Source organism: Arsukibacterium sp. MJ3, from assembly GCF_000987765.1.
GTDB lineage: Bacteria > Pseudomonadota > Gammaproteobacteria > Enterobacterales > Alteromonadaceae > Alishewanella.
Genome location: NZ_LAHP01000001.1, coordinates 269,787 through 282,508, shown reverse-complemented (window position 1 = coordinate 282,508; position 12,722 = coordinate 269,787). Strand labels below are relative to the sequence as shown.

The following is a 12,722-nucleotide window of genomic DNA, read 5'->3' as shown; positions in this document are numbered from 1 at the left end:
TTAGTGGAAATAATTCCAGCTGCTGCTATTTGGGCAGACCAACAGCAAACCTTAATTTGCCAGTTTGGCAGAGCGTTAACTGATGAAGAACAAGCCATCGCTCGCCATTTAGGGGTGGCCGAGCTGGAGCGGGTACATATTTATGAAGTGTCCGTTATAAAACTATCCTGACACAGCGGGCTGGACCAATTCCGTTAATTAATAATATTTAGCTATTAATACTGCTCATTAAGGTATTGGCGCGGCGCATTAGCCGTTCGGCACTGTGTATCTGATTGGTTTTTAACATCACCAGTATAATTATATTAAACGTAAGTTTGCGTATTTTTTACCACATAAAAATTTTATGCCCCTATAACCTATTGTAAACAATCTAAAATAATTGTAATGTCATCAAAACTAAATTTACAAAAACGGAAAGCTGCTTGTTTAAATATGGATTTTCCCGCCCAATAAGCGTTCTACACACAATTATGATTTCAATATAAGGATGTAAATTGAAAGTTTCTATATTATCACTGCTAGTTTTTCTTCCTGTTACCGTGCTTGGGCATTCGGGAGGCACTGACAGCAATGGTTGTCACGCAGGAAGTATGCCTTATCACTGTCACAATACTAAAAGCGATTCATCATCAATAGATATTAGTGCTTGGGATGTTAGTGCTGGTTATCAGTATCATATAAGAAATACAAAGTTAGTACCATTTTTGGGCATTTCTCATGGAAAAAGCAACCATGAGCTGAATTCATCAACAGGGTTTAATATTGGCTTAAAGTATCAAGAAGGTTGGTATGCCAGCTATGTTTCATCCTCAAAAAGCGTTCAACTTGGATATGGTATTTTTCATATTTCTGCTAATTCTGATGATGTGGGTTTAGGTTTACGCTTACCTCTTGGGAGCAAACAAAATAGAAAAGAGTCCTCAACTTACGTTAGTGGTAGTGTTCTTTTTTCTGATGCTGAGTAATTCCTTATTTTACCTTCACCATTGAAGGGCATAAGAAGTACCGACGATGATCCACTCTGCCGCACATGTGCTTCGTTCAACAAGGCGTTTAAATTGATTATAATTGTTGGTTAGTTTTCGTTTCGCTTCACGTTTTAACCAATAATTTTATTCCGCTTAACGCGATGTTATGCTCACAAATCAACTTCAAAATAGGAGAATTTCAAGTTGCTGCTAAAAGAAGAAGTGTTTTTCCCTGATGTGTGGTCTTTCGACGAGAATGAGAAAAAAGTTCATCCATATACGGGTGAGCGTGGTGAAAAAACGGGGCTGTATTCTGTCAATTTCACCAACGATACAAATAAATTTCAGGGTTACACCGAAGATCAGTTGGTGGGAGCCATTGTATCGGGTAAATTCAAGCAACGTGGCACAATTAGAATGTAGCCAATGGGTTTCAGGCCAGGTGCGGAGCGTAATGCTTTTGGCCCACAGTTTTTCAAAGGGAATCGTATCAAGGATTTTGTCTAGAGCACATAACAAGTCGCAACAGTATTCGGTCTGCAACCGCCGGATGCTCTCAAGCTCACACCTATTACGCTAGGCACTATTCAAATTGGTAACACAAATGAATAAAGATTTTTTCGAACATAAAGCTGGGATTTACGATAGCGATGATAATAGAGTGTCTAATGTTGCGAATATCGCTAATGCGGTGATTGATGCAATAAGTTTTGATAGAACTATGCACTTAATGGATTTTGGCTCTGGTACCGGGTTGCTGCTTGAGCGTATTGCGCCGTTTGTTCGGAAAATTACGGCTGTTGATATTTCCAAAGCGATGAATGACCAGCTTAATAGCAAACGAGGCAGTCTTGGTTGTGACATTGCTATCCTTGAAGTTGACTTAGTGTCTACTGATATTACTGATACCTTTGATGGTGTTATATCGTCAATGACCCTGCATCATGTAAAAGATATCGAGGCCATGTTTGTTAAATTTTATGCGCTGTTAAATGATGGTGGAATAATTGCTATCGCTGATCTTGATAAAGAAGATGGCAGTTTTCATACCGAAGATACCGGTGTTTATCATTTTGGTTTTGAACGAGAATGCATTGTAAATGCTGCAAAAAAAGCCGGTTTTAAAAACATTAAAATAATAGATGCTAGTGTGGTGCATAAGCCACATGGCGCTTTTCCGGTATTTTTGCTAACGGCCAAACGATAAATATGTATTAGCCCATTTTTAATTAGCGGTTACTTCTGTTAACGCTTGGGCTTTTCTGTGTGATTTTGCTTGGTACATGGCGGCGTCTCCTGCGGCTAATAGGGTATCTAAATCTGCTGGGGGGGTGTTAAAAATGGCAAAACCGATGCTGGCCGATAAATAGAATTCTTGTTGCTGTAAATTAAAACTAAAGCGCGTAAAGTGATGCTTCAATTCTGCAAATTTAGCGTCAATTTCAGTATTATTTCTAAAGCTGGCCAGAGCAACAAACTCGTCACCGCCAATACGGCCAACCGCATCCTCCATACGCATTTTTCCATTAAGGTAGTTTGCAACTTCTTTTAATGCAACATCACCAATATGGTGGCCATAGCGGTCATTGAGTTGTTTAAAATTATCAATGTCGACATAAAATATACCCAGAGTGGTGCCAGTTTGACGTTGCAAATTAATCAACTCTTTTGCTTTAGTAGTAAAGCCTCGTCGATTTAAAATATTACAAAGCATATCGAGGCCCGCATCGTTTTCTGCTTTTTCTTTGGCTAATGTTATTCGGCCAATGCGCCTTGAAACTACTATTGCCAGCATAAAACCCTCAACGGCAAACGCGATAATAAAGCCGTAGCGTTGAATAAAAACATTACTATCCAGTAATATAATTCTGAATGTCATGCTAACCAGCACAATGAGTAACGCGGCGAACACCAGGCCGGCATCGCTGACACCACGGTACATTTGCAACACGGAAGTGAAAAAAATGGCCGCAACTAAGATAAGCGTGCCATAGCCCATTATCATACCGGAGATAGCTAAGGTATTGATGTTATGATTCATTATTCTACTTAGGCAAGCAATGAGTACGATAACTGAGATAAATTTAAATACCGTACTTGCCCGTGGGAATTGGCTGTTAATTTTTAATATTTCACACATAAACCAGGTTGCACTGACTACCGTTAGGCCAATACTAAACAAATAAATAATATGAACCGGCACCAGCAGATCACTGGCTATATAAAGGTATAACTGGCCTTCTTGTAGCAAAATAAAACTAGTGATACAAAAAATATAGGCACTGTACAGCTTTAACGCACTGTCTTTGACTTTACTGCTTAAAATTAAAACGTAAAGCATAAGTGTGATACTTAAGCCGTAAAATAAACCCATAATAAGATTATGCTTTTGGCTAGACACAATAAAGCTGTCCATATGGTGCCATTGGAACCTTGGGTTGTAATAAAATTTTGATTGCAGCGTTATTTGGGAAGAGGTTGTGCCTTTATCTATTAAGAAGCTTACTTCAGCCGACGGTAGCGGCACTTTGTCAATATTATTTTGCTGCAGCGAAAAGGCATCTAGGCCATGGCGCTGAAATGAAAACACTGCGCTGTTTTGTAGGCTGCAAGATAGTATAAACTGATTCTCGCCGCGGTTAACTGTCACGTTAGATTTCTGGCCGGCAATAAGTGGTGTGGCCTGATGATCTGTCGCGTTATCAATCCGCTGCAGCTGACAATTTTCAGCCGCTGAAGCGTGACTTATCGTGCTTAGCAGCATTAATAGGATTGAAATAATAACGTTAGCGATGATACCGCTTCGCTTAAGGGATATAGAATTCATTTTTGCGCCAAATTTAACTGACATTGCTTATATGGATTAACCTAAAGCTACTAAAATACACTTACCCTAATACTGCTCTGCCGGCCATGCTAAACGCGGCGATAATGCCAATACCCCACACAATAGAGCGAGGGGTGGCGTAGTCGAGCCAATAGCAAAGTAAGTAAACTATGCGGCTTGCGATAAATAGCCAGCCCAATAATACTGTGGTGTTATCTACCGTACCTGAGCCTGCCGCGATAGCGATTAGTACGGCGCAGCCATAAATAATTAAGGCTTCAAAGCTGTTGTAATGGGCGGCATTAGCGCGCTGACCAAAGCCTTTTAATGCAGCTTGTTGCGCTCTGGGGTTGTTGTTGTCGTAGCCGCCGGCTTTGTTCATGGCAAAAGCTAGTGGGGCTTTGGCCAAAAATGGCAGTAACATAGCAAAAAACAACGTTAGCAGTAGTGAACTTAACATTAATAGTGTCTCCGGGTCGCAGCGTTAGCGCTGCTTACTTAAGCTGATTAAAATAGTTATAGCTTACTGCGTAGTGGATGCCCTTACCAGTGGAAATCTGGTAGGCTGTTTTTTTCGGGCACTCGTTATAAAATAGCCTGTTATACATAAAAAATACCAAAAAGCATAAATATGGAGCAAATACTGGTGAAGCATATTGTTATTTCATTGCTAAGTTTAAGCGTGCTATTGGGCTGCAGCAAGGCTGATTTACCGAAACCGAAACCTCAGCCTAAGCTTATGCTGGATAAAGGGTCGTTGGTATTAGTAGGCGGGGCTTTGGCAGGGTCGAATGCTGAAATTTATCAGCGATTTATAGCGCTAGCCGGTGGCGAATTGCAGGCCAGAATAGCGGTTATTCCTGCAGCCAGTGGCCAGCCAGTAAAGTACTTTAAGCAGTTTCAAGCCGATATGGTGCGCTATGGCCTGGATGAAGACCAAATGAGCTTATTTCCGGTAGCGGTAGCTGATGATAAAAACACCGCTGATGTAGATGAAAGCACCTGGCGCAGAGGGGCAACCGATACGCAATTAGCAGGGCATCTTAGCCAATATACCGCAGTATGGTTTTTAGGCGGCGATCAGTTAAATATTACCGCAACGTTGGCCCCAAACGGTATAAAGTCAGTGTTGCTTCAAGCCATTTGGGATGTATATCAGCGTGGCGGGGTAATCGGTGGTACCAGCGCGGGTGCGGCAATGATGAGTGAAGTGATGATAGCCGCCGGCGATTCCTGGGGAGCGTTAACCAAGGGCACTACTGATACTTACCATGGTATACAGGATCAGGAAAACGGCCCGTTGTTATTGGCACAGGGCTTAGGCTTTTTTCCACATGCTATTATTGACCAACATTTTGATCGTAAAGCCCGTTTTGGCCGCTTAATTGTAGCAACTGAGTTGAGTAAAGTGCATTTTCCAATGGGGTTTGGCATTGATGAAAATACGGCGCTGGTATACACCGCTCAGGACAACAGTGCACAGGTGATTGGTGCCGGCGCGGTAACGGCGATTGATGTTACACACGCTAAGCGCATTGATAATCCTAAGGGTTATCACATTGAAAATGTACGCTTGAGTGTAATGCAGGGCGGCGATCGATATAATTTTGACACCGAGCAGTTTGTAGCTAACCCGCTTAAATCGGCAACGGTAGGGCATGAATATCTTAACCTGGCTAAGCCAATAGTGTCCGGTGTGTTTAGCCGTAATAGCAGGCTAAAAGATATGCTAACCTTTGATTTAGTAGACAATAAAGGCAGCAGTGAAGTTGTTAGCTACTTGCATCAGGGCAGCGGTGTTGGTTTTACGCTGCGTTTTGTGCAAGATGAGCACACCACCGGTTACTGGCAATATCTGGACGGGATGCTAGATAGTGGTAGTGCTTTTGGCGTAAGACTGGATATTATACCAACCGAATTTAGTATTACGCCGTTAACTGCTGCTAGCCAGGAGCTTGTTGAGAAACCGCAATAACACAGCGCCACTATGCTTATTGTTTTAGCAAATATTACGCCATCGCTTATAGCGCTTCTATTTGATAATGACCGCGGGCAGTTACTAAAGGGCAAGTCAACGAAGTTTATTTAAAACTACGGGATTCTCCAGTTACAAAGGCCCAAACAGGGTTTTATGCATTCGTTCAGCATAATCGTCGGTCATACCAGAAATATAATCGCAAATTACCCGCATGCCCTGGTGTTGGTCGTTAGCACTGTGCCAACGCTGCTGAGTATTTAACGGCAGTAGCCGGCTGGGATCAGAGGCAAAAGCATCAAACAATTGCATTAACATATTCTGGCAACGAAAGCGTGATTGCTGAATAAGGGGTTGGCGAATAACACAATTAAAGACTAGTTGTTTCAGGCTTTGTAAAATGGCGGTTTCAGCATTGGGCAGTCGGGCGTTATAACGAATTAATGGCTCCGTAGCATCAGGCAGTGCCTGATACAACTCAACTGAGGTGATCAGTCGATTCACTAGTGATCCTATCGCATCTTTACGAATATGATGTTCACTACTAAACAGTTTGCTGCCAAGTTGCTGCAGATCATCACCAGTATAATGCTGCCATTGGCAATAACTAACATTGCCCAGCACGATGGCATCTTCTAAATCGTGCACACCATAGGCAATATCATCCGCTAACTCCATAATAGACGCATCCAGCGATTTATAGCGTGATTTAATAAAGGGTGATTGCGCCAACGTTTCCACCTGTTGAAAGGTGTCGCGATCAAAAGCACTAAGGGGGTGTAATATCCAGTCGAGAATAGCGGCATCGGCCTGAAAAATAGCTTTGGCAGGCTTCCAGTTATTCAGGTTTAGTGGGTTTGGCGCGATAGCCGTAGCGGGCAGTTGTGGTTGTAATACCGGGTATTTTAATAAGCCAAGCAGGGTACGTCGTGCTAAGTCCATGCCATGATGTTGGGTGTAGGGTTCTAATTTTGCCACTATGCGTAAAGTTTGACCGTTACCTTCAAAGCCACCGTCAGCCAGCATTTTATAATTTAGTGCGGTTTCACCACCATGGCCAAAGGGGGGGTGACCAATATCATGTGCCAGACAGAGCGCTTCCATTAGGCTTGGATCGGGTAAAATAGCGTGCATAGCTGGCGCTGATTTTTTTAACAACTGATTAACTAAACCGGTGCCTATTTGCGCCGCTTCTAATGAATGTGTTAGCCGGGTGCGATAAAAATCGTTTTGGCCGATGCCTAAAATTTGAGTTTTAGACTGCAGTCGGCGAAAAGCAGCAGAATGCAGAATGCGGGCACGATCGCGTTGCCACGGTGAACGTTGATCATTCGGCCTGTCATGGCTGCCTTCTGAATGTCGTTCAGACCAAATTGCTAACATAACCTTCCTTAATCATGATAAAACAGTTCTGTTAATAACGCCTATACTACGCGACAATTGATTTTATTTCGAGCACTCGACATAGTACTTAATATACTGTATAAAATTACAGTTAAAATTAATCAGGGGCAGCGAAATGGCAGTGGTAATTAAATATATTGTAGAGCGCAACGGAGTAGAAAAAATGACGTTTACCTCAAAAGCGGAGGCGGATGCCTATGACAAAATGCTCGATACCGCAGATGAGTTAGTGGGCATGCTAGGTAACAGCAGCTTATTAAACGACGACGCGCAAACTGAAGCACTGGCATTATACCTGGCCCAAAATAAAGAGGCATTACTGGTCGCGCTTGGCGCTAAAAAACCGGCTAAAGCAGAGCCAAAAGCCGCCGCGCCGGCTGGGTTAAAATCGGCAGAGCCAAACAAAGCTGAATTAAATAAAGCAGAAGTAAGCAAAGCCGAGCCTGAAAAAGCCAAAGCGCAGAAAAATCAGGCTGCTTAATCAACAGCCTTAAGTACATTGCACGCCATTAGTGGCTGACGAAAACTTATAGGGCAATAAACCGCTAGCGGGGTAGTTTTTGCCAATACGCTTTTAGGTCGGCCTTTACTTCTGGCAACAACAGATACAACGCCAGAATATTTGGCACCGCCATTAAGAAAATCATAGAGTCAATAAAGTCAAAAACTGCCATAACGTTAGGCACAGCACCAATAGAAACAATCAGACAAAAGAACACCTTATATAACTGAGTTAAGCGCTTATCCTGGCCAACCAGATAACGCCAGCCTGTTAAACCATAATATGACCAGCTAATTACCGTAGAAAAACCAAACAACAACAAGGCTACCATGAGTACCCATGGAAACCAGCTAAACACCGAAGCAAAAGCACCGGAGGTAATTTGTACACCGTCCAGGCCAGGTGTTTGATAGGCGCCGGTTAGTATAATAACCAAGGCAGTAATGGTGCAAATGATTACGGTATCAATAAAGGGCTCGAGTAAGCCAACAAACCCCTGGCTAACCGGATCTTTGGTTTTTGCCGCAGCGTGAGCAATAGGAGATGAACCAATACCGGCCTCGTTGGAGTAGGCTGCTCGTCGAAAACCCTGAATAAGTACGCCAATAAAACCGCCGTAGCCGGCTTCCGGAGTAAACGCTCCCTGAACGATTAGCCACAGGGCCGCTGGAACAGCACTGGCGTGGGTAAAAATAACAATGAGTGACGCAATAAGATAAATACCACACATTAACGGCACTAATTTACTGGTCACTCTGGCAATACTTTTTAATCCGCCGATAATGACGGCACCGACCAGCAAGGCGTATATTGCGCCGAACAACCAGGCATTTTCAAAGCCGGTTACCGTTTTAACCTGAACAAACCCCTGGTTAACATGGACAAAGCCTGCGGCACCAAAAATAACAAACACGGAAAACGCGACCGCTAAAAAACTGCCAGTTAATGGCATGTTAAATTTGTCTAGCGCGACTTTAATATAGTACATCGGGCCGCCCGACACGCTGCCATCAGCGTTGATTTGCCGATATTTTACCGCCAGCGTACATTCAACAAACTTGGTTGACATACCCAATACGCCAGCAATTATCATCCAGAAGGTGGCGCCAGGCCCACCCAGGCTAATAGCAATAGCTACTCCGGCAATATTACCGGTGCCAACAGTACCTGATAAAGCAGTACTTAACGCTTGAAACGGGGTTATTTCACCTTTTTCAGTATTGGGTTTAGTGTTTTTCAGTAAGCGAATGGCATGACCAAAACCGCGCACATTAATAAAACCAAGGTAACAGGTAAAAACCAGCGCACCGCTGATTAGCCAAATCAGCACCATAGGAATGGCAACGCCATTAATGTCAAAGGCAAAAAAAACCACGGCAGCCAGCTGTGTGGTCATGCTTTCAAAAGCGTGTTGAAATGAGAAATCAGCAGTCATTAATTAGGTTCAGCAGTATGGACGTCCATATAATGATGCAAGATTACTGCGAAATGACAACAGAAACAAGAAATTATATGCATGTTGAAATTACTACACCACCGCAACCGGAAGTACAGTTGCTGTATAAACAGCAGATTGCCGCAGTGCTGGCCCCTAATCAGCTCAGTCATACTACCGTTGAATTTGAAGTGACAGGTGAAGATTGCCGCAATGAAAAATAGAAAGGCAGCCAGGCTGCCTTTTAGTAAGTAAGGTTATTGGCGGTAACCCTGTAAAAACTGCGCCAACTTACCAATGGCCGCTGCCAATTGTTCTTTATGTGGTAAAAACACAATACGAAAGTGATCGGGCTCGGGCCAGTTAAAGGCACGACCATGCACCAGCAATACTTTGTGCTGGCGCAAAAAATCCAGCACAAATAACTCATCGTCTTTAATACGAAATTTCTTAAGATCAATTTTGGGAAATAAATACATTGCGCCTTTAGGACGCATACAGCTAATACCATCAATTTCAGTAACCAGCTTATGGGCTAAATCCATTTGCTCGTATAAACGCCCCCCAGGCACGACCAGTTCATTAATACTTTGGTAACCACCTAAGGCGGTTTGCACGGCGTGCTGGCACGGCACGTTGGCACATAGCCGCATTGAGGCTAAAACATTGAGGCCTTCAATATAATGTCGCGCCAGATTTTTTGCACCGGAAATAAACAGCCAGCCCACCCGAAAACCGGCGATCCGGTAGTTCTTGGATAAGCCGCCAAAGGTGAGCATAATTAAGTCGTCCGCTAAGGAAGCAGTACTGACATGCTCGGTACCGTCGTACAATACTTTGTCATAAATCTCGTCACTGAGCACCACCAGGCGATGTTCGCGGGCAATGTTTAGTAGTTCAAGCAAAAAGGCTTTGTTATACACGGCGCCGGTGGGGTTGTTCGGATTTATCAGCACGATAGCTTTGGTTTTTTTATTAATTTTGCTTTTAATATCCGCCAGATCCGGATACCAGTCTTGCTGCTCATCACAGCGATAATGCCGTGCTTTGCCACCGGTTAAATTAACCGCCGCAGTCCATAACGGATAGTCGGGGGAGGGCACCAGTACTTCATCGTCATTGTTCAATAATGCTTGTAATGACATTAAAATTAGCTCGGACACGCCATTGCCAATGTACACATCATCGGCATCAGCCCCTAAAATACCGCGTTGCTGGTAATATTGAGCCACGGCTACTCTGGCAGGATAAATACCTTGCGAATCGGAATAACCTTGGGAAGTTGGCAGGTTATGGATCACATGCTTTAGAATTTCGTCTGGTGCTTCAAAGCCAAAAGGCGCTGGGTTACCAATATTCAGTTTAAGAATACGGTGGCCTTCTTCTTCCATTCTTTTTGCTTCCTGAGCCACAGGGCCGCGAATGTCGTAACATACTCCATCGAGCTTGGTTGAGCGTTCAATTGGTTTCATAGTGTAATCAGTGTTGCCCCCTAAAATGATATCCATCCAGATAGCTAAAAGCAAAGTGTAGTATGTTACATACCCGCGCCTGATTTGCAATGCAGTGTTCAATAATGTTGGCAAAAAACCTAAAAAATAAACGTCTAAAAATTTTTTAGTTCAATCTAAGGCTCGCAAAGGCTAAAATGGTCATTGATATCGTCAGTCAGTAATCGGTTATGTTGCAAGTCGTGGCTGGAAATACTGCAGAATAGAGTGGTGATTTTTTGATAAGACGTACTTTAACACTTATGGCATGGTTACTGGTTGCTTCAGCGGCACTGAGCCCTTTTGTTGGCTTGCAGCCGGTACCTGAGCAAGATTCACTGGATGAGTGGCAAAGGCCTAGTCGGATAGCCGTGCTAAATCAGGCAGATCAGAAAAAAGTACTGGAGCGGCTGGCGTATACTGAGCCGGCAATTGCGTTTATTCCGCTACCTGACTTTAATGCCATCAGCAATACTAACGCTAAAAAACGGGCTTTTTTTAATTACTTACGACCGCATGTGCAGCGTGAAAACAGCCGTTTACGTTATTTACGACAACAGTTATTAGAATTAGCTGAAAAAAAAAGAAAAAATCAACGTCTTAATATCAATGAATATGCTTTTTTATATAGCCTGTACGATGAATTTCGAATGGATGTGGCCGAATCAGATCCACAAATGCTGAATGAGTTACTTAAGCGAGTAGATATTTTACCGGCAAGTTTAGTGTTAATGCAGGCAGCGAATGAGTCTGCCTGGGGAACCAGCCGGTTTGCGGTCGAAGGCTATAATTTCTTTGGTCAGTGGTGTTTTCGGGAAGGTTGTGGCCTGGTGCCACTAAGTCGTGGTGAAGAGAAAACGCATGAAGTGGCAAAATTTGATAATCCGGCACAAAGTATTCGCAGCTACTTTTATAACCTGAATACGTTTCATACCTATGATGAGCTAAGAGACATTCGCTCGACGTTGCGGGCCGAGCGTAAACCACTTCGCGGTGAAGTGCTGGCGGCCGGTTTGGGCCGCTATTCAGAACGTGGTGAGGAGTACATAGTTGAAATAAGCGATATGATCCGCTTTAACCGTCGTTTCCTGGAAGAGTAATATTGCTGTAAGGCAAGTGGTGTTGTCAGCCTAACTGCACTATTTTTAATTCATTTTGCTTTAACTCGCTTTGCCGATGCCTGTCCGTTATGTTGTCTAAATCTGTTTCAGCATCGTCAGTAAAGCCTACGGGTATAGTGGGTACGGTAATAGGATCGAAGGCGGTGTCGCCTTCAACTAGGTTATGGCTATCTTTTGATATAGCAGCAAAATCAAATAAATTTTTATCGGCTAAATGAGATGGCACTACGTTTTGCATGGCCTGAAACATGGTTTCAATGCGTCCGGGAAAGCGTTTATCCCAATCTTGCAGCATGTCTTTAATTACCTGTCGCTGTAAGCCATCCTGCGAGCCACACAAGTTACAGGGAATAATGGGGAATTGACGGGCCTGAGCGTACTTCTCAATGTCTTTTTCTTTGCAATATGCTAATGGCCGGATAACGATATGCTCACCATTGTCACTGATCAGTTTAGGTGGCATTGATTTCAATTTACCGCCGTAAAACATGTTTAAAAACAACGTTTCTAACATGTCATCACGATGGTGCCCCAGAGCAATCTTGGTGGCACCTAATTCTTTGGCGGTACGATACAAAATACCTCGGCGCAAACGCGAGCAGAGCGAGCAGGTAGTTTTACCCTCAGGTACTTTTTCTTTAACTATGCTATAGGTATCTTCGGTGACAATTCGATAGTCTACGCCAATGCCGTTTAAATAGTTGGGTAACACTTCAGCCGGAAAACCAGGCTGCTTTTGGTCTAAATTAACGGCAATAATGCTGAAGTTAACCGGGGCCGCTTGCTGTAGGTTCAGCAGAATATCCAACATGGTATAAGAGTCTTTACCGCCAGACAAACACACCATAACTTTGTCACCTTCGCTAATCATGCCAAAATCACTAATGGCTTGACCAACACCACGGCGCAGCCGTTTATGCAGTTTGTTTAAATTGTACTGTGCTTTTGCTTGCGCGGCGTGAGACATAACGATTAAAACTCTACAGAAAAATGGCGC

General features: G+C 43.4%; 14 protein-coding genes. 8 read left to right on the top strand and 6 right to left on the bottom strand.

Annotated elements, in window-relative coordinates; translation table 11 throughout:
• Positions 1-3 precede the first annotated feature (3 nt).
• From VT06_RS18235 to VT06_RS01240, 4 genes are all read left to right on the top strand, one after another.
• A complete protein-coding gene (locus VT06_RS18235) occupies positions 4-171 on the top strand; it encodes a hypothetical protein (protein ID WP_161795027.1) in 168 nt (55 codons plus the stop codon).
• 326 nt (positions 172-497) lie between these two features.
• Positions 498-968: a hypothetical protein gene (locus VT06_RS18355; protein ID WP_082122412.1), complete on the top strand. Its 471-nt coding sequence runs from the start codon at positions 498-500 to the stop codon at positions 966-968.
• Between the two features lie 207 nt (positions 969-1,175).
• A complete protein-coding gene (locus VT06_RS01245; RefSeq protein ID WP_046552425.1) occupies positions 1,176-1,394 on the top strand; it encodes a hypothetical protein in 219 nt (72 codons plus the stop codon).
• 181 nt (positions 1,395-1,575) lie between these two features.
• Positions 1,576-2,178, top strand: coding sequence for a class I SAM-dependent methyltransferase (locus VT06_RS01240; protein WP_046552424.1), 603 nt, complete (start codon positions 1,576-1,578; stop codon positions 2,176-2,178).
• An 18-nt stretch (positions 2,179-2,196) separates the two neighbouring features.
• Here VT06_RS01240 and VT06_RS01235 read toward each other — a convergent pair whose 3' ends face one another.
• Positions 2,197-3,798, bottom strand: a complete 1,602-nt coding sequence (locus VT06_RS01235; protein ID WP_161795026.1) for a diguanylate cyclase — start codon at positions 3,796-3,798, stop codon at positions 2,197-2,199.
• A 61-nt stretch (positions 3,799-3,859) separates the two neighbouring features.
• Complete coding sequence (locus VT06_RS01230; RefSeq protein WP_046552422.1) at positions 3,860-4,258, bottom strand: MAPEG family protein; 399 nt, start codon at positions 4,256-4,258, stop codon at positions 3,860-3,862.
• Between the two features lie 171 nt (positions 4,259-4,429).
• Between VT06_RS01230 and VT06_RS01225 the strand changes: the two genes are divergently transcribed.
• The gene (locus VT06_RS01225; RefSeq protein WP_046552421.1) at positions 4,430-5,773 is read left to right on the top strand and encodes a cyanophycinase; all 1,344 of its coding nucleotides are present in this window, start codon (positions 4,430-4,432) and stop codon (positions 5,771-5,773) included.
• A 132-nt stretch (positions 5,774-5,905) separates the two neighbouring features.
• Here the strand turns inward: VT06_RS01225 and VT06_RS01220 are convergent, their stop codons facing one another.
• Positions 5,906-7,156 (bottom strand): anti-phage deoxyguanosine triphosphatase, encoded by a 1,251-nt coding sequence (locus VT06_RS01220; protein ID WP_046552420.1) that lies wholly within the window; start codon positions 7,154-7,156, stop codon positions 5,906-5,908.
• 136 nt (positions 7,157-7,292) lie between these two features.
• On the opposite strand from VT06_RS01220, the gene VT06_RS01215 reads away from it, so the two are divergent.
• On the top strand, positions 7,293-7,658 hold the full coding sequence (locus tag VT06_RS01215; protein ID WP_046552419.1) for a YebG family protein: 366 nt from the start codon (positions 7,293-7,295) through the stop codon (positions 7,656-7,658).
• 64 nt (positions 7,659-7,722) lie between these two features.
• On the opposite strand, the gene VT06_RS01210 is transcribed toward VT06_RS01215, so the two are convergent.
• Complete coding sequence (locus tag VT06_RS01210) at positions 7,723-9,114, bottom strand: sodium:alanine symporter family protein (protein WP_046552418.1); 1,392 nt, start codon at positions 9,112-9,114, stop codon at positions 7,723-7,725.
• Between the two features lie 17 nt (positions 9,115-9,131).
• On the opposite strand from VT06_RS01210, the gene VT06_RS01205 reads away from it, so the two are divergent.
• On the top strand, positions 9,132-9,338 hold the full coding sequence (locus VT06_RS01205) for a hypothetical protein (RefSeq protein ID WP_152658957.1): 207 nt from the start codon (positions 9,132-9,134) through the stop codon (positions 9,336-9,338).
• 33 nt (positions 9,339-9,371) lie between these two features.
• Here the strand turns inward: VT06_RS01205 and VT06_RS01200 are convergent, their stop codons facing one another.
• On the bottom strand, positions 9,372-10,586 hold the full coding sequence (locus VT06_RS01200) for a pyridoxal phosphate-dependent aminotransferase (RefSeq protein ID WP_046552493.1): 1,215 nt from the start codon (positions 10,584-10,586) through the stop codon (positions 9,372-9,374).
• Between the two features lie 257 nt (positions 10,587-10,843).
• Between VT06_RS01200 and VT06_RS01195 the strand changes: the two genes are divergently transcribed.
• Positions 10,844-11,704: a glucosaminidase domain-containing protein gene (locus VT06_RS01195; RefSeq protein WP_200897874.1), complete on the top strand. Its 861-nt coding sequence runs from the start codon at positions 10,844-10,846 to the stop codon at positions 11,702-11,704.
• Between the two features lie 25 nt (positions 11,705-11,729).
• On the opposite strand, the gene ttcA is transcribed toward VT06_RS01195, so the two are convergent.
• Positions 11,730-12,692, bottom strand: coding sequence for a tRNA 2-thiocytidine(32) synthetase TtcA (gene ttcA / locus VT06_RS01190; protein WP_046552415.1), 963 nt, complete (start codon positions 12,690-12,692; stop codon positions 11,730-11,732).
• Positions 12,693-12,722: the final 30 nt, after the last annotated feature.

Coding starts and splice junctions, on each gene's coding strand:
- VT06_RS01220 (WP_046552420.1), bottom strand. CDS start 7,156: ATGTTAGCAATTTGGTCTGAACGACATTCAGAAGGCAGCCATGACAGG.
- VT06_RS01200 (WP_046552493.1), bottom strand. CDS start 10,586: ATGAAACCAATTGAACGCTCAACCAAGCTCGATGGAGTATGTTACGAC.
- VT06_RS01215 (WP_046552419.1), top strand. CDS start 7,293: ATGGCAGTGGTAATTAAATATATTGTAGAGCGCAACGGAGTAGAAAAA.
- VT06_RS01235 (WP_161795026.1), bottom strand. CDS start 3,798: ATGAATTCTATATCCCTTAAGCGAAGCGGTATCATCGCTAACGTTATT.
- VT06_RS01205 (WP_152658957.1), top strand. CDS start 9,132: ATGGACGTCCATATAATGATGCAAGATTACTGCGAAATGACAACAGAA.
- VT06_RS01230 (WP_046552422.1), bottom strand. CDS start 4,258: ATGTTAAGTTCACTACTGCTAACGTTGTTTTTTGCTATGTTACTGCCA.
- VT06_RS01240 (WP_046552424.1), top strand. CDS start 1,576: ATGAATAAAGATTTTTTCGAACATAAAGCTGGGATTTACGATAGCGAT.
- VT06_RS01225 (WP_046552421.1), top strand. CDS start 4,430: ATGGAGCAAATACTGGTGAAGCATATTGTTATTTCATTGCTAAGTTTA.
- ttcA (WP_046552415.1), bottom strand. CDS start 12,692: ATGTCTCACGCCGCGCAAGCAAAAGCACAGTACAATTTAAACAAACTG.
- VT06_RS01210 (WP_046552418.1), bottom strand. CDS start 9,114: ATGACTGCTGATTTCTCATTTCAACACGCTTTTGAAAGCATGACCACA.